Origin of the sequence: Streptomyces massasporeus (assembly GCF_014648995.1) — a bacterium.
Lineage (GTDB): Bacteria > Actinomycetota > Actinomycetes > Streptomycetales > Streptomycetaceae > Streptomyces > Streptomyces massasporeus.
The window spans coordinates 249,436-264,760 of record NZ_BMSE01000011.1; the positions used below are offsets into that span (position 1 = coordinate 249,436).

The window sequence follows — 15,325 nt, forward strand, 5'->3', positions numbered from 1 at the left end:
GGCGGAGGGGCTCATGTCCGAGAACGAGGCACAGGTGCACGGTCACTGCGACGCGCGGTTCACCGCGGTTCGCGAGGCGTTCGAGGAGAACTTCCGGGAGCGGGGCGAACTGGGCGCCGCGGTGGCCGTCACCGTCGGCGGCGAGACCGTGGTGGATCTGTGGGGCGGCTGGGCGGACGCGGCCCGCTCCCGGCCGTGGGAGCGGGACACGCTGGTCAACGTGTGGTCCACGACCAAGGGGCCGGTGGCGCTGTGCGCGCACATCCTCGCCGACCGGGGGCTGCTGGACCTGGACGCGCCGGTGGCCGTGTACTGGCCCGAGTTCGCCGCGGCGGGCAAGGACAAGGTCCTCGTTCGGCACCTGCTGTCCCACCGCGCCGGTCTGGCCGGATTGCGGGAGCCACACTCGCTGGAGCAGCTCTGCGACTGGGAGCTGACCACACAGCGGCTCGCGGCGACCGAGCCCTGGTGGGAACCGGGCACGCGATCCGGCTACCACGCACTGACCTACGGCCATCTGGTCGGCGAGGTCGTGCGGCGGGTGTCGGGGCTGCGGCCGGGGGCCTTCCTGGCGCGGGAGGTGACGGGGCCGCTCGGCATCGACTTCGGCATCGGTCTGCCGGAGCGGGACCACGGCCGGGCCGCCGAGCTGGTCCAGCCGGCGGTCACCGCGAGCAGTGAACAAGCAGCGGTCTTCGCCCAGCTGGTGCCCGCGGCCGTCGCCGCGCTGACCAACCCGGCGGTGTCCGCCGACGGGGCCAACACCCCCGGTTGGCGGGCCGCCGAGATCCCGGCGGCGAACGGGCACGGCACCGCGCGTGCGGTGGCCGCGCTGTACGGCGTCTTCGCGGGGCGCGGTGCCCACGGAGGCCATCGTCTGCTGTCCCCCGAGTCGGCCGAGCGGGTGCGTGAGGGGCAGGGCGGCTGCCGGGACCTGGTACTCGGCGCCGGCTTCGAGCACGAGACGGAGGTGGGGCTCGGGCTCTGGCTCAGCGGTCCCGACGGCTCGTACGGACCCAACCCGCGCGCTTTCGGACACGACGGCTTCGGCGGCTCCTGCGGGCTCGCCGACCCGGAGGCAGGGGTGTCCCTCGGCTATGTGATGAACCGGATGGGGCCCCGTATCGCCAACGACCCTCGAAAGATGGCGCTGGTCGACGCCCTGTACGGCGCGCTGTGAGGGCGGGCGCGGGCGGCCGGTTTCGGCCGAACCGCCCGGCCACCCTTCCCAGCTGGTTTAGACCAATGCTAGATCTGGTGGCGCACCGAGCCCGAACGGCTACCGAACGTCACCCACAGGAGGGGCGGCATGGCCCGCACCACCCCGCACGATCCCCCGCCGTCCGAGGGAGAACCCCTGTACCGCCGGATCGCGACGGAGCTGCTCGGCGAGCTGCGCGACGGCACCATCCCGCCCGGTGAACGACTGCCGAGCGAACGGCGGTTGGCCGGTCACCTGGGAGTCAGCCGGGAGACCGTACGACAGTCGCTGGAGCTGCTGCGCCGCGACGGCCTGGTCACCACCGACCGGCGCGGCAGCCACGCCACCCTGCCCGGCCTGCCGGTCGAGACCCCGGCGTCGCTCACCTTCCCGGTGGGTGCCGGGGCCGCGGCCCCGGGCCGTGTCGCCCGCGCCACCGTCACCTGGGAGCCGCCCCCGCCGGAGCACGCCGAGGCCCTGCGGCTGGCACCCGGCCGTCCCACCCTGATCCACCGCTACCGGTACGCGACCGCCGACGGACAGGGCCTGCGGACCGCCGTGACGTCGTTCTCCGCCGTGGCGCTGGCGGAGGTGGAGGAGCTGGCCCGCTACCGCGACCGCGCCGACGGCACCGCCGCCGCGCAGCTGCGCAGGGCCTACGACTGGATGCGCCGGGCCGGTCTGACCCTGCACCACCGCGACGCCATCACCCGCCTCGCGAACGCCCCGTCGGTACGGGTCACGCGGCAGGTGCACGACCAGTACGCCCGCCCGCTGGAGATCACCGATCTCGTGGTGGACGCCCAACAGGACGCGCTGGTGTACGAGTTCACCCTGCCGGGCCGCGCCGCGACACCCGCGGCCGACCGTGGCCCGTCACCCGTTCGGCGGACTGCCGACGCGGGTTCCCGGAGATGACGGAGATCATCGAGACACGGCACGGCTCCCCAGGCGACCCCCGAGAGGATCCCCATGACCACGTTCACGACCTCCGACGGAACCGAGCTCTACTACAAGGACTGGGGCGCGGGGCAGCCCGTGGTGTTCAGCCACGGCTGGCCCCTCAACGCGGACGCGTGGGACGGGCAGGCCCGGCTGGTCGCCGAGCACGGCTTCCGGGCGATCGCGCACGACCGCCGCGGACACGGCCGCTCGGGCCAGCCGTGGCAGGGCAACCACATGGACCGGTACGCCGACGACCTGGCCGAGCTGATCGAGGCACTGGACCTCACCGACGCGGTCCTGGTGGGCCACTCAACCGGCGGCGGCGAGGTGGCCCGTTACATCGGGCGGCACGGGACGGCGCGGGTCGCGAAGGTCGTGCTGCTCGGTGCGGTGCCGCCGCTGATGCTGCGGACGGAGGCCAATCCGGAGGGCACGCCGAAGGACGCCTTCGACGGGATCCGCGCCGGCGTCGCGGCGGACCGCTCGCAGTTCTACTGGGAGCTGAGCGAGGCCTTCTACGGCTTCAACCGGCCCGGCGCCGCCGTGTCGGAGGGCGTGCGGCGGGCGTTCTGGATGTGGAGCATGCAGGCCGGCCTGAAGGGCGCCTACGACTGCGTCGCGCAGTTCTCGGAGACCGACTTCACGGAGGACCTGGGGCGCATCGACGTGCCGACGCTCGTCGCGCACGGGGACGACGACCAGATCGTGCCGATCGCCGCCTCGGCCCACCGCACCTCCCAACTCGTCAAGGACGCGACGCTGAAGGTGTATCCGGGCGCCCCGCACGGCCTGGTCGGCGACTTCGAGAAGGCGTTCAACGACGATCTGCTGAACTTCCTTCGTGGCTGACGAGCCCCTCGGCACCAGGACCTAGCCCGGCCGCCGGGCCATGACCAACCGCACCCGGGGGCTGCCGTCCGGCCGCCGCCCGAACTCCGGGAGCGGCTGGAGCTCCACCCCGAATCCGGCCGCCGCGAGTTCGCGCTGCACGTCCCCGAGGCGGAACGCGCGGTAGTACATGACGAACGCAGGCCGCCGGAGCGCGTTGCGCACCCGCATCACGGTGTCGAAGCCGAGCAGCGTCCAGTAGCCGAGCGAGCCCGGGCGGGGCGGGGCGACCAGCGGGAACGCGAAACAGCCGCCCGGCCGCAGGACGGACCGGACCTGTGCGAACAGGCCGGGCAGTTCGCGGGGCAGGAAGTGACCGAAGGCGCCGAAGCTCACCACCAGGTCGAAGGCGGGGGCGAAGGGCAGGGCGCGGGCGTCGGCCCGGACCCAGGAGACCCGCGGGCCCCGCACGCGCTCCCGGGCGACGTCGAGCATGCCCGCGCTGAAGTCGACGCCGGTGACGCGCTCCCGGCACACCCGCTCCAGCACCTCGACGCCCGCGCCGGTGCCGCAGCACAGGTCGAGCCCCGCGTCGAAGGGCCCCACCCGCCGCAGCGCCGACCCGACGGCGTCGAGGACCGCGACCGGTGTCCGGAAGGGCGTGTGGTCGAACTTCGGCGCGAGGAGGTCGTAGCCGCGCTCGACGGACGACAGCGCCTGGACGGCGAGTTCGCGCAGACTGGGTCCTTCGGGGCTGAACATCGGCTCAGCCTAGGGGAGCCCGCTGCTTCAGGACGGTGAGTACGCGCTCGCACCAGCGGAGGTTCTCCTCCTCGAAGCCGATGCCGCCCATCAGGGTGAGGTAGGGGCCGACACGGTCGGTCTCCCGGAGGTACTCCTCCTCGCTGCGGCCGGCCAGGAGGCGCTCGCGCACCCGCCGGTAGCGGGCGAGCTTGCCGCGGGCCCACGCCTCGCGCTCCTCGACCAGCGCACGGGTCGCGTCCGGGTCCACGCCGTCCATGGCCTGGATCTTGATGAGGAGTTCGTCGCGGATGGCGGTGGGCCGCCGGGGCGGCGCGGCGGCGAACGAGCTCAGGTCCTCGCGGCCCGCCTCGGTCAGCGTGAACATGCGCTTGTCGGGGCGCCGTTCCTGGCGCACCACCCTGGCCTCGATCAGGCCGTCCTGCGCGAGGCGCTCCAGTTCGCGGTAGAGCTGCTGCGGGGTCGAGGCCCAGAAGTTGGCCAGCGACACGTCGAAGACCTTCGACAGCTCGTACCCCGAGGCCTCGCCCTCCAGGAGCGCCGCGAGAACGGCGTACTTGAGAGACATGTGGACACCGTACCAACCGGTGACTAATCTACTCCGCACCTACTCAACAAATTGACTAAGGCGGTTTCGATGCGTGCATTCCGTGAGGCGGTCGAGAAGCTCGACCTCGACGCCGCCGAGGCGCTGCTGGCGCCGGACGTCGTCTTCACCAGCCCGGTCGTGTTCAAGCCGTACGCCGGGAAGGCGATCACGGCCGCGATCCTGCGGGCCGTCTCCGGGGTCTTCCAGGACTTCCGCTACGTGCGCGAGATCAACGACGCGAGCGGCCGCGACCACGCCCTGGTCTTCACCGCGCGCGTGGGCGACCGGGAGATCAACGGCTGCGACTTCATCCATCTCGACGAGAACGGGCTCATCGACGAATTCACGGTGATGGTGCGCCCGTTGTCGGGAGCCCAGGCCCTCGCGGCGGCCATGGGCGAGCAGTTCGAGCGGATCGCCGAGGAGGCGCGGGCCCGCTCGAACTGAGCGACACCTCCATGGATCCGTTTCCCGCGTTCTCCCGTCGCCCGCGGCCGGTTCAGGGTTGGATGTCCCCATGACGTCCGCCGAGCACGACCGGCTGATGCGGGCCAACCAGGCGAACTGGGACGCCCGCACGCCCGTCCATCTCGCCAGCCGCTTCTACGGCCTCGACCAGGACCTCGATCCCGAGCGCTGGTTCGCCCCGTTCGAGTGGGAGGACCTCGGCGAGCTGGCCGGGCGTGACATGCTGCACCTGCAGTGCCACCTCGGCACGGAGACCATCGCCTTCGCCCGGCGCGGCGCCCGGGCCGTGGGTCTCGACTTCTCCGCGGCGTCCGTGGCGGCCGCCCAGGACATCGCGGCGAAGGCCGGCGCCGACGTGACGTACGTCCGGGCGAACGTGTACGACGCCGTCGAGGCCCTGGACGGGCGGCGGTTCGACGTCGTCTACACCGGCAAGGGCGCCCTGTGCTACCTCCCCGACCTGGACCGGTGGGCGCGGACCGTCGGCCGGCTCCTGCGCCCCGGCGGCCGGCTGTACGTCGTCGAGTTCCATCCCCTGCTCAACGCGCTCGGACCGAAGCCCGCCCCGGGCGAGGGACCCGAGCTGCTCCTGCGCCACGACTACCTGGGCGGCGCCGGGCCCGTGCACCGCAACGGGACCCACACCTACACGGACGGTCCGGCCGTCGAGGGCGCCACGGACAGTTACGAGTGGATGCACGGAATGGGCGAGGTCCTCAACGCGTTGACGGATGCGGGACTCGCCGTGCGGCGGCTGCGGGAAGGTGACGAACTTCCCTGGCCGCGCTGGCCGCAGATGGTCCGTACGGAGTCCGGCTGGTGGCGCCTGCCCGAGCCGCGGATCCCGTTGCTGTACGGGCTGCTGGCCACGCGCTGACCCAGCCCGCCGAGGTATCCGGCCCACATCCACCGCTTTCGGTGGTACATTGCAAAGAGCACTCGTGCACGCCCCTCTCTCTGTGGGCGCCGGTGCCGGTTCCATCTCTCTCCCTCATTTCCAGCACCACGACGTGTTCGTCGTATCGAGGTGCTGTTCCCCCGCCGTCCGGAAGCGCGCCACAGGCCCTCCCTTCGCGGCACTCCCCCTTCCCTTCGCACGTCTCATGCCTGCCGTCCGTGAAAGGACACCCACCACCATGACCACCACACTCGAAAACCCGCCCGTACAGCAGGAGTCCCCGGCCCGGACCGTGTCCGGCGTCCTCGACATCGACGCGAGCGGAAAGGGGCACCTGCGCGGCGAGAACTGCATGCCCACACCCGCCGACGCCGCGGTGTCCCCTGCGCTGATCCGCCGGTACGGCCTGCGCAAGGGCAACCTCGTCGAGGGCGTGACCGGAGACCGGCGCGGTCTGACCGACGTCGCACGGGTCGACGGCCGTATGCCCGGGGACCCGCGCGGCCGGCGCCACTTCCGGGACCTGACGCCGCTGCACCCGCACGAGCGGCTGCGACTCGAGCACCCGGCCGCCGGGCTGGCAGGCCGCGTCGTCGACCTGATCGCCCCCGTCGGCAAGGGCCAGCGCGGGCTCCTCGTGGCCCCGCCCAAGACCGGCAAGACCGTCCTCCTCCAGCAGCTCGCCGCCGCCGTCACCGGCAACCACCCCGAGTGCCGGCTGATGATGCTGCTGCTGGACGAGCGGCCCGAGGAGGTCACGGAGATGCGGCGCTGTGTGCGGGGCGAGGTGTACGCCTCGACCTTCGACCGCAGCGCCAAGCAGCACATCGCGCTCGCCGACCTGGTGATCGAGCGCGCCAAGCGGCTCGTCGAGGCCGGTGAGGACGTCGTCGTCCTCCTCGACTCGCTGACCCGGCTGTGCCGGGCGCACAACAACGCGGCCGCCTCCGGTGGCCGCATCCTCACCGGGGGCGTCGACGCGTCCGCGCTGACCGGCCCCAAGCGGTTCTTCGGCGCCGCCCGGTCGGCCGAGGAGGGCGGTTCCCTCACGATCCTCGCGACCGCCCTGGTGGAGACCGGCTCCCGGGCCGACGACTTCTACTTCGAGGAGCTGAAGAGCACCGGCAACATGGAGCTCCGCCTGAGCCGTGACCCGGCGTCGCGCCGGGTGTTCCCGGCCGTCGACATCGCCCCCTCCGGCACTCGCCGCGAGGAACTCCTGCTTCAGCCTGGCGAGTTGGCGGCCGTCCACGGCCTGCGGCGCGTGCTGCAGGGCCGGGACGGGCAGGGCGGTCTGGAGACCCTCCTGGAGCGGATGCGTGAGACGCCGGACAACGCGACGTTCCTGCGACGCATCCAGCCGACGCTGCCTGCGGGCTGACGCGAGGAGATCAGCCATCCGGGTGCCGGCGCGCGCCGCGCGGCCCCGTCGTCGCCATGAGAAGCATGTCCGTTTTCTACTTTGATCATATGATCATCGGATTCTCTTCCCGGGTGGCCGTGTCGGCCGGTGCGCTCGGCATGGCGGGGCTGCTGGCGCTGACGCCCGCGGCGATGGCCGACCCCGGCGGGGCGGAGCCCACTCCGCCGGGCGGGCCGAGGGCCGCGGCCCCGCACCCCTCGCTGCTGTACCGACCCGGCACCCAGGTCCGCCCGCGTACCGGAGTGGCGCGCCTCCCGGAGGTCTCCGCGCTGTCCTGGCTGGTGGCCGACGCCCGCACCGGAGAGGTGCTCGCCGCCCACAACGCGCACCGCAAGCTGCCTCCGGCCAGCACCCTGAAGACCCTGTTCGCCCTCACCGTGCTGCCCGGGCTGCCGGCGGGCGTCCGGCACACCGTCCGCGAGCGGGAGCTGCGGGGCATCGGTGCCGGCAGCAGCCTGGTCGGGGTCGCCGAGGGCCGGACGTACCTGATCTCCGATCTGTGGCGCGGTGTCTTCCTCAACTCGGGCAACGACGCCGTGCACGTCCTGGCCGAGCTCAACGGGGGCTGGCGGGTCACCGCCCAGCGGATGCAGGCCAAGGCCCGGTCCCTCGGTGCCCGCGACACCCACGTGGTGTCACCCGACGGCTACGACGCACCGGGCCAGGTGTCGTCGGCGTACGACCTGGCCGTGTTCGGCCGGGTGGGGCTGCGCAACCCCGACTTCGCCCGGTACTGCGCCACCGTCGAGGCCAGATTCCCCGGCGGCGGCACCTGGTCGTACCCGATCCTCAACACCAACCGGCTGCTGAGCGGCGCCAAGGGGGTGAAGCCGTACCGGGGGCTGATCGGCATCAAGAACGGCTACACCAGCAAGGCGGGCAGCACGCTCGTCGCCGCGGCGCGCAGGGACGGGCGCACCCTGGTCGTGACGGTGATGAACCCTCAGGAGGGCGGCGGGTCCGCCGTGTACGAGGAGGCCCGTTCCCTGCTCGACTGGGGCTTCAGGTCGGCCGGGAGGGTCGAGGCGGTGGGCTCGCTCGGCGCGCCGGGCACGTCCGCGCGGCCGGTCGCGACGACGCCGCCCGCGGTCGCGGCGGCCGTGCCGGAGGAGCACGGGTCCGTCTGGACGGAGGCGGGGATGATCGCGGGCGCCGCCGGTACGGGCGCGGCGGTCGTGGTGCTGGTGCTGCGGCTTCCGGTCCGCAGACCCCGGCGGAGCTGACCCACCGGCAGCCACAGCAGCAGGCCCAGGGTGATCCAGGCGTAGGTGTTGCTGCCCAGGAACCCGTCGACGCCGGACGCGTCGTCGAACCACAGCCACACCACGCTCGTGCACAGCACGGCGTACAGGGCGCCCGCCACCCGGAGGCGCCCCGCGCGGACCAGCACGGCGAAGGAGGGCAGCAGCCATACGAGATGGTGCACCCAGGTGATCGGGCTGACGAGACAGGCGGCGAGACCGGTCAGGGCGAACGCCGCCGTCCAGTCCCCCGCCGCGACCGCACGGCGGGCCCGCACCGCCCACACGCCGAGGATCAGCAGCACGGCCAGGGCCCACACCGCGCGGTCCGTTTCGCCGAGCCGGGCCAGGGTGCCCTGCACCGACTGGTTCGAGACGTACCCGAGGCGTCCCACGCGGTCGGTGTCCCACAGCGCCTCCGTCCAGTAGAAGCGCGAGGCGTCCGGGTCCACCCAGGCGGCGAGGGCCGTGGCGCCGAGGGCCACGGCCGTGGCGACGGCAGCCGCGCGCCGGCGTCCGGCCACCAGCAGCAGACCGATGAACAGCGCGGGCGTGAGTTTGATCGCCGCCGCGAGACCGATGCCGACGCCCGCCAGGCGTCCGCGCCCGGTGGCGAGCAGCGTCGCGTCGGTGAGGACGAGCGCCAGCAGCAACAAGTTGACCTGGCCGAAGCCGATGGTGTCGCGGAGCGGTTCGAACAGGGCGAGCAGACAGGCGGTCAGCGCCCAGCCGAACCAGCCGTGACGCCGCCGGTCGGGTCCCGCGAGCAGCCGCAGGATCACGGCCAGGACCGCCAGGTTGAGCAGCAGGGTCGCGGCGATCGCGGTGTGCAGCCCCAGCAGGGCCATCGGCAGCATGGCGACCGCGGCGAACGGCGGGTAGGTGAAGCCGTACGTCGTGCCGGGCACCCGGTAGTCGTAGAGGCGGCCGCCGTGGTGGACCCAGGCGTCGATGCTGCCGTAGTAGACGCGCAGGTCGAACCAGTCGCGCAGCAGCGGCACGGTCGCGGTGAAGACCGTCACCAGCGTGGCGAGGGCGAGCACCAGCAGCAGCCGGCCCCGGTCGGTGCGGGGCAGGGCCGGGGTCATGCCGCGCGTCCCAGCGCCGGGGCGAGTTCGGCCTGGTGGGCCTGCCACAGCACGACGACCGCGAGTGCGCCGCCGGAGACGGCCAGCACGAGCTGCCCCGTGTCGGCCGGGCCGCCGCTGGGCAGCACGCTCAGCGCGAGCACGCCGGTGACGGCCGCCGTGCGGTGACGCACCGACGTGCTCGGTGCGGCGGCGGCGATGAGGAACAGGCCCCACAGCGCGTACCAGGGGCGGATCGCCGGCCCGAGCGCGGCCACCGCCGCCAGGGACAGGCCGAGCGCGTACACCGGCCTGAGGCGCAGCCGCAGCCAGATCAGCGCGATCGCGATCACGGCGGCCGCGATGCCCAGCGCGTGCCAGGCGGGGACGGCCAGCGGCGCGAGATCGCTGCCGAGGTGCTCCAGCAGGGCCCGGGTGAGGCGACCGAGGAGGGTGGTCAGGGCCCAGTTCTGGGGGGAGACGGGGGTGTTCAGGGCGCCGATCCAGCCGTATCCGGTTCCGGCCAGGGCCGTCGCGGCGACGGTGGTCCCCGCTGCCGCGAGGGTGGTCGTCACGAGGGCCTTGGCCGGGCTGCGGCCCGCGCGCACCTGGAGGGCGACGACGGCGGCGAGACCGAGCGCGGCGGGCGCCTTGACCAAGGCGGCGAGGGTGACGAGGACGGCGCCGAGAACCGGCCACCGGCCGAGCGCGGCCACCAGGCCGACGCCGAGCAGGCCGAGCATGACGGCGTCGTTGTGGGCGCCCGCGATCAGGTGCAGCAGGACGAGCGGGTTGAGGGCGCCGAGCCACAGGGCTGCGGACGGGTCGGCGCCGCTGTGGCGGGCGAGGCGGGGCAGCGCTGCCGCCATCAGGGCCACGCCGGCGAGGGCGACGAGCCGCATCCCGAACAGTCCGGCGGGCAGTTCGCCGCGGGTCAGACCCGACAGCGCCGCCGCGACGGCGAGGAACACCGGGCCGTACGGGGCGCCGGTGTGCCGCCAGAGCGGGGCGACCTCGTCGGCGAGCGGACCGCCGAGCCGGGCCGGCCCGTGCGCGTAGACGTCCAGGTGCTCCTGGACCATCGCCCCCTGGGCGAGGTAGCTGTAGACGTCCCGGCTGAACAGCGGCGGGGCGAGGAGCAGCGGGGCCGCCCAGGTGGCGAGGACGAGCAGCAGGGAGCGGGGCTGAGGTGGTCGCGGCCCGCGGACCAGCCGGCCCAGCAGCAGCCAGGCCACGATGAGCAGGACGACGCCGAAGTACACGCCGACCAGGCCGAGGGCGGCGCGGGCGGAAGCCGGGTGGAGGAGGTCCTCCACGGGCAGGGCGCCGGCCGTCTCACCACCCAGGGCGAGGCAGGCGGTACCGGCCAGGCCGAGTACCTGGCAGCGGCGGAGATCGACGGGGAAAGCCATGGCCAACACTCGGGCAGCGTGCCAACGACGGATGGCCGAAAGGGGACGCGCCCCTCTCCGAAGGGCGGCCTGCTCGTGACCGGCCGGTGATCACCGGCCGATGAGTTCCCGCCGCGGCGGGAGTCCAACCGGCATCAGCGCACCGCCGAACGGACGTGATCCCATGACCACCGGCTCCGCATACGCCAAGGTCAACGGCCTGGAGATGTACTACGAGCTGCACGGCCCCGACAGCGGGCGGCGGCCCCTGGTGCTGCTGCACGGCGGTGTGCTCACGATCGGCCTGTCCTTCGGGGCCGTCCTGCCGGCCCTCGCCGCCACGCGCCGGGTCGTGGCTCCCGAGTTGCAGGGCCACGGGCACACCGCCGACATCGAGCGGGAGATGAGCGTGCCGCACCTCGCCTCGGACGTGGTCGGCCTGCTGGACGAGCTGGGCATCGGACAGGCGGACTTCCTCGGCTTCAGCCTCGGCGGCCTGACCGCCCTGGACGTGGGGGTTCGCCATCCCGAGCGCGTGGGACGACTGGTCCTCGCCGCCACCCACTACCGGCAGGACGGCTACTACGAGGAGGTCCGGGACCCCGAGTACGCCTCACCGAGGCTGCCGAGCCAGGCGGACTTCCGGGAGATGGCCGAGGCCTACGCGGCCGTCGCTCCGGACCCCGGCCACTTCGATGCCTTCATGGCCAAGTGCGGGGCCGCGGCCCACGCCCCGCTGCCCTGGACCGCGGACGACCTGCGCGGCCTCGCGGCGCCCACGCTCCTGGTGCTCGGCGACACGGACTTCCTGCGCGTCGAGCACGCCGCCGAGATGCGGGACCTGATCCCCGACGCCCGGCTGTCGGTGCTGCCGGACACCACGCACATGGCGCTCATGAAGCGCACGGATCTGCTGCTGCCGATGCTGGAGGAGTTCCTCCGCTGAGGACCCCCGGGCGGTTGGGCACCGCCGGTCAGAACACCGACAGACCCGTCAGGGTGGTGAAGCGGTCGAGCGCCGCCACGCCCGCCACCGAGTTGCCCCGCTCGTCCAGGCCCGGACTCCACACGCACAGGGTGCAGCGGCCGGGTACGACCGCGATGATGCCGCCGCCGACGCCGCTCTTGCCGGGCAGGCCCACGCGGTAGGCGAAGTCGCCCGCCGCGTCGTAGGTGCCGCAGGTCAGCATGATCGCGTTGATCTGCTTGGCCTGGCTGAGGGTGAGCAGGCGGGTGCCGTCGGCACGGATGCCGTGCCGGGCCAGGAAGCCGGTGGCGAGGGCGAGGTCGGCGCAGGACGCGGCGAGCGAGCACTGCCGGAAGTACTGCTCCAGGAGCATCGGAACCGGGTTGTCGATGTTGCCGTACGACGCCATGAAGTGGCCGAGCGCGGCGTTGCGGTCGCCGTGGGCGGTCTCCGAGGCGGCGATCTCCTCGTCGAAGGCCAGGCCGGGGTTGCCGCTCTCCGCCCGCAGGAACGCCAGCAGTTCGCCCGAGGCGTCGCCGGTACGGGTGTGCAGCCGGTCGGTGACGACGAGGGCGCCCGCGTTGATGAACGGGTTGCGGGGGATGCCGTTCTCGTACTCCAGCTGGACGAGGGAGTTGAAGGGGTTGCCGGAGGGCTCGCGGCCCACGTGCTCCCACAGGGCGTCGCCCTCGCGGGACAGGTCGAGGGCGAGGGTGAAGACCTTGGTGAGGGACTGTGCGGAGAACGGCTGCCGCCAGTCCCCCACCCCGTACACCGTGCCGTCGAGGTCGGCGACGGCCATGCCGAAGCTGCGCGGGTCGCAGGCGGCGAGCGCCGGGATGTAGTCGGCGGGCCTGCCGCGGCCGGGGGTCCGCTCGATCTCCTCGGCGATGCGCTCCAGGACCGGCTGGAAGGTCGTCGTCGACGTCATGATCGCCATTGTCCCTCCGCCGGTCCCGGTGCGCTCTCGTGGGTCAGGCCGGGGCCTGGCCGCTGCCTGCCAAAACCTCGGGGCGCAGCAGGCCGGCGAGTGTCTCGGCGGGGAGCAGGCCCTTGTCCAGGACCAGTTCGGCCACGCCCCGGCCGGTGGCGAGGGCCTCCTTGGCGATGTCGGTGGCGGCCGTGTAGCCGATGTGCGGGTTGAGGGCGGTGACCAGGCCGATGGAGTTCTCGACGCTCGCGCGCAACGCCTCGGTGTTGGCGGTGATGCCGGAGACGCAGCGTTCGGCCAGGGTCAGGCACGCGCTCTGCAGATGCGTGATGGACTCCGACAGGGAGTGCAGGATGATCGGCTCGAAGGCGTTGAGCTGGAGCTGTCCGGCCTCGGCGGCCATGGTGATGGTGACGTCGTTGCCGATGACCTCGAAGGCGACCTGGTTGACGACCTCGGGTATGACCGGGTTGACCTTGCCCGGCATGATGGACGAACCGGCCTGCACGGGCGGCAGGTTGATCTCGCCGAGGCCGGCGCGCGGGCCGGAGGACAGCAGCCGCAGGTCGTTGCAGCTCTTGGAGAGCTTGACCGCGATGCGCTTGAGCACGCCGGACATCTGCACGAAGGCGCCGCAGTCCTGGGTGGCCTCGACCAGGTTGGCCGCCGTCACCAGGGGCAGTCCCGTGATGGCCGCGAGGTGGCGGCGGGCGGCCTCGGCGTATCCGGCGGGCGCGTTGAGGCCGGTGCCGATCGCGGTGGCGCCGAGGTTGATCTCATGGATCAGCTGGACGGCCTCGGCGAGCCGGGCCCGGTCCTCGTCCAGCATGACGGCGTACGCGGAGAACTCCTGACCCAGGGTCATGGGCACCGCGTCCTGCAACTGGGTGCGGCCCATCTTGAGCACGTCGCGGAACTCGACGGCCTTGTGGGCGAACGTGTCCTGCAGGACGGACATCGCGTCGAGCAGCCCGCGCACGGCGAACACCGTCGCGATCTTGACGGCGGTCGGGTAGACGTCGTTGGTGGACTGACCGAGGTTGACGTCCTCGTTGGGGTGCAGGAACCCGTACTCGCCCTTGGCGTGGCCCAGCAGTTCCAGCGCCCGGTTCGCCACGACCTCGTTGGCGTTCATGTTGGTGGAGGTGCCGGCGCCGCCCTGGACGACGTCCACGACGAACTGGTCGTGCAGCTTGCCGTCGCGGATCTCCCGGCAGGCCTCGACGATGGCGGCGGCCTTCCTCGGGTCCAGCAGGCCGAGTTCCTCGTTGGCGAGGGCGGCGGCCTCCTTGACGGCGGCGAGGGCGTCGATCAGGTGCGGGTAGGCGGAGATGGTCATGCCCGTGATGGGGAAGTTCTCCGTGGCCCGCAGGGTGTGCACACCCCAGTACGCCTCGGCGGGAACGTCACGGTCACCGAGCAGATCGTGCTCGGAGCGGGTGGCGGCGGTCATGACGGTGAGGGTCCTCTTCTCTGAGGTGCAGGGTGGGAAGTGCCCCTGAAAGGGGCGCGGGGAACTGCGCGACCGGCCACGTGCGGCCCGCAGCCGCCGACGGGGAGATCCGGCACGGCGTCAGGCGCGGGCCGCACCGGCGACCGGCTCCAGCGAACGAACGGGCCGCACCCGCCCGACCTCCCGGCCACCGCCCAGCAGCGGCTCGCCCTGGAACTCGGTGAGCAGTTCCGGGTCGACGCCCGCCCGGGCCAGCGCCGCAGCGGTCACCGGCACACGGGCCCGGTTCGCACCATCCGCGATCTTCACCGCAACGGCCCGCCCATCGGCCAGCGCAGCCACCTGCACGCCCTCGAAGCCGTCCTTGGAGAGCAGCCCCGGCACGGCCCGCATCAGCGCGGCGACGTCCCGCCCGGAGCCGGAGGCCATCTCCGCGTGCTCGCGCATGGCGTCGGCGACCCGGGCCTCGGGCGTGCCCGGCGCGGCCGTGGCGATCCGGGCGGTGGCGCGGGCGAGGCCGTGCAGGGAGAGGGAGAACAGGGGCGCGCCGCAGCCGTCGACGGTGACCCGGGCGATGCGCTGCCCGGTGAGGTCCTCGACGATCTCGGCGATGGCCTGCTGGAGGGGGTGGCCGGGGTCGAGGTAGTTCTCCAGGGGCCAGCCGTTGAGGGCGCAGGTGTAGAGCATCGCCGCGTGCTTGCCGGAGCAGTTCTGGGCGAGCCGTGAGGGCAGTCGGCCCTCGCGCACCCAGGCGTCCCGGACGACCGGGTCGAACGGCAGGTCCGGGACGTTGCGCAGGTGGTCCTCGGTGAGTCCGGCGAGTTCGAGGATGCGCCGGGTGCCGGCGAGGTGGCGTTCCTCGCCGGAGTGGCTCGCCGCCGTCAGGGACAGCAGCTCGCCGTCGAGCGGCAGCCCGGCCCGGGCCATGGCCACGGCCTGGACGGGCTTGATCGCGGAGCGCGGGTAGAAGGCGGCCTCGATGTCTCCGATCTGGAGCCGGACCTCTCCGTCGGCGTCGAGGACGACGACGGAGCCGTAGTGGATGCCTTCGACGATTCCGCCGCGGATGAGGTGGGCGACGGGGGCGTGGACGGGTTCACGGACAAGGGGTGCGTCCGCGAGTGAACTGCTGAACATCACTGCCTGCTTCTCGTGGAGCGG

14 protein-coding genes and 1 pseudogene are annotated in these 15,325 nt (G+C 73.0%); 8 read left to right on the plus strand and 7 right to left on the minus strand.

Translation table 11 applies throughout. From position 1 onward, the window contains the following. The first annotated feature begins 13 nt into the window (after positions 1 to 13). From IE153_RS24455 to IE153_RS24465, 3 genes are all read left to right on the plus strand, one after another. A complete protein-coding gene (locus IE153_RS24455; RefSeq protein ID WP_189591958.1) occupies positions 14 to 1,180 on the plus strand; it encodes a serine hydrolase domain-containing protein in 1,167 nt (388 codons plus the stop codon). Positions 1,181 to 1,309: 129 nt separating this feature from the next. Next, entirely contained in the window at positions 1,310 to 2,119 is an 810-nt protein-coding gene (locus IE153_RS24460; RefSeq protein WP_189591959.1) for a GntR family transcriptional regulator, read from the plus strand. Positions 2,120 to 2,173: 54 nt separating this feature from the next. After that, positions 2,174 to 2,995 (plus strand): alpha/beta fold hydrolase, encoded by an 822-nt coding sequence (locus tag IE153_RS24465; RefSeq protein WP_189591960.1) that lies wholly within the window; start codon positions 2,174 to 2,176, stop codon positions 2,993 to 2,995. Between the two features lie 21 nt (positions 2,996 to 3,016). Here IE153_RS24465 and IE153_RS24470 read toward each other — a convergent pair whose 3' ends face one another. Both IE153_RS24470 and IE153_RS24475 read right to left on the minus strand, forming a co-directional pair. Then, on the minus strand, positions 3,017 to 3,736 hold the full coding sequence (locus IE153_RS24470; RefSeq protein ID WP_189591961.1) for a class I SAM-dependent methyltransferase: 720 nt from the start codon (positions 3,734 to 3,736) through the stop codon (positions 3,017 to 3,019). Positions 3,737 to 3,740: 4 nt separating this feature from the next. Further along, a complete protein-coding gene (locus IE153_RS24475; protein WP_189591962.1) occupies positions 3,741 to 4,304 on the minus strand; it encodes a PadR family transcriptional regulator in 564 nt (187 codons plus the stop codon). A gap of 69 nt (positions 4,305 to 4,373) precedes the next feature. Here IE153_RS24475 and IE153_RS24480 point away from each other — a divergent pair, with 69 nt between their 5' ends. From IE153_RS24480 to IE153_RS41765, 4 genes and pseudogenes are all read left to right on the plus strand, one after another. Further along, a complete protein-coding gene (locus tag IE153_RS24480; protein WP_189591963.1) occupies positions 4,374 to 4,772 on the plus strand; it encodes a nuclear transport factor 2 family protein in 399 nt (132 codons plus the stop codon). A 70-nt stretch (positions 4,773 to 4,842) separates the two neighbouring features. After that, the gene (locus IE153_RS24485; protein ID WP_189591964.1) at positions 4,843 to 5,670 is read left to right on the plus strand and encodes a class I SAM-dependent methyltransferase; all 828 of its coding nucleotides are present in this window, start codon (positions 4,843 to 4,845) and stop codon (positions 5,668 to 5,670) included. Positions 5,671 to 5,929: 259 nt separating this feature from the next. Further along, a complete protein-coding gene (gene rho, locus IE153_RS24490) occupies positions 5,930 to 7,072 on the plus strand; it encodes a transcription termination factor Rho (protein WP_189591965.1) in 1,143 nt (380 codons plus the stop codon). 173 nt (positions 7,073 to 7,245) lie between these two features. Then, positions 7,246 to 7,998: pseudogene (locus tag IE153_RS41765) on the plus strand (D-alanyl-D-alanine carboxypeptidase family protein); the annotation flags it as partial. Between the two features lie 59 nt (positions 7,999 to 8,057). Here the strand turns inward: IE153_RS41765 and IE153_RS41770 are convergent. Beyond that, entirely contained in the window at positions 8,058 to 9,443 is a 1,386-nt protein-coding gene (locus tag IE153_RS41770) for a glycosyltransferase 87 family protein (RefSeq protein WP_229829146.1), read from the minus strand. Next, on the minus strand, positions 9,440 to 10,834 hold the full coding sequence (gene mptB, locus IE153_RS24500; protein WP_189591967.1) for a polyprenol phosphomannose-dependent alpha 1,6 mannosyltransferase MptB: 1,395 nt from the start codon (positions 10,832 to 10,834) through the stop codon (positions 9,440 to 9,442). Before mptB ends, IE153_RS41770 begins: the two co-directional genes overlap by 4 nt. A 163-nt stretch (positions 10,835 to 10,997) precedes the next feature. On the opposite strand from mptB, the gene IE153_RS24505 reads away from it, so the two are divergent. Further along, complete coding sequence (locus IE153_RS24505; protein ID WP_189591968.1) at positions 10,998 to 11,759, plus strand: alpha/beta fold hydrolase; 762 nt, start codon at positions 10,998 to 11,000, stop codon at positions 11,757 to 11,759. Between the two features lie 28 nt (positions 11,760 to 11,787). Here the strand turns inward: IE153_RS24505 and IE153_RS24510 are convergent, their stop codons facing one another. From IE153_RS24510 to IE153_RS24520, 3 genes are all read right to left on the minus strand, one after another. Further along, on the minus strand, positions 11,788 to 12,720 hold the full coding sequence (locus IE153_RS24510; RefSeq protein WP_189591969.1) for a glutaminase: 933 nt from the start codon (positions 12,718 to 12,720) through the stop codon (positions 11,788 to 11,790). A 34-nt stretch (positions 12,721 to 12,754) separates the two neighbouring features. Further along, entirely contained in the window at positions 12,755 to 14,164 is a 1,410-nt protein-coding gene (gene aspA / locus IE153_RS24515) for an aspartate ammonia-lyase (RefSeq protein ID WP_189591970.1), read from the minus strand. Between the two features lie 120 nt (positions 14,165 to 14,284). Continuing rightward, positions 14,285 to 15,301, minus strand: a complete 1,017-nt coding sequence (locus IE153_RS24520) for an asparaginase (protein ID WP_189592013.1) — start codon at positions 15,299 to 15,301, stop codon at positions 14,285 to 14,287. Positions 15,302 to 15,325: the final 24 nt, after the last annotated feature.

Bases quoted from the DNA above. Each gene is read 5' to 3' on its own strand.
- IE153_RS24455 (WP_189591958.1), top strand. From the start codon at position 14: ATGTCCGAGAACGAGGCACAGGTGCACGGTCACTGCGACGCGCGGTTC.
- IE153_RS24460 (WP_189591959.1), top strand. From the start codon at position 1,310: ATGGCCCGCACCACCCCGCACGATCCCCCGCCGTCCGAGGGAGAACCC.
- IE153_RS24465 (WP_189591960.1), top strand. From the start codon at position 2,174: ATGACCACGTTCACGACCTCCGACGGAACCGAGCTCTACTACAAGGAC.
- IE153_RS24470 (WP_189591961.1), bottom strand. From the start codon at position 3,736: ATGTTCAGCCCCGAAGGACCCAGTCTGCGCGAACTCGCCGTCCAGGCG.
- IE153_RS24475 (WP_189591962.1), bottom strand. From the start codon at position 4,304: ATGTCTCTCAAGTACGCCGTTCTCGCGGCGCTCCTGGAGGGCGAGGCC.
- IE153_RS24480 (WP_189591963.1), top strand. From the start codon at position 4,374: ATGCGTGCATTCCGTGAGGCGGTCGAGAAGCTCGACCTCGACGCCGCC.
- IE153_RS24485 (WP_189591964.1), top strand. From the start codon at position 4,843: ATGACGTCCGCCGAGCACGACCGGCTGATGCGGGCCAACCAGGCGAAC.
- rho (WP_189591965.1), top strand. From the start codon at position 5,930: ATGACCACCACACTCGAAAACCCGCCCGTACAGCAGGAGTCCCCGGCC.
- IE153_RS41770 (WP_229829146.1), bottom strand. From the start codon at position 9,443: ATGACCCCGGCCCTGCCCCGCACCGACCGGGGCCGGCTGCTGCTGGTG.
- mptB (WP_189591967.1), bottom strand. From the start codon at position 10,834: ATGGCTTTCCCCGTCGATCTCCGCCGCTGCCAGGTACTCGGCCTGGCC.
- IE153_RS24505 (WP_189591968.1), top strand. From the start codon at position 10,998: ATGACCACCGGCTCCGCATACGCCAAGGTCAACGGCCTGGAGATGTAC.
- IE153_RS24510 (WP_189591969.1), bottom strand. From the start codon at position 12,720: ATGGCGATCATGACGTCGACGACGACCTTCCAGCCGGTCCTGGAGCGC.
- aspA (WP_189591970.1), bottom strand. From the start codon at position 14,164: ATGACCGCCGCCACCCGCTCCGAGCACGATCTGCTCGGTGACCGTGAC.
- IE153_RS24520 (WP_189592013.1), bottom strand. From the start codon at position 15,301: ATGTTCAGCAGTTCACTCGCGGACGCACCCCTTGTCCGTGAACCCGTC.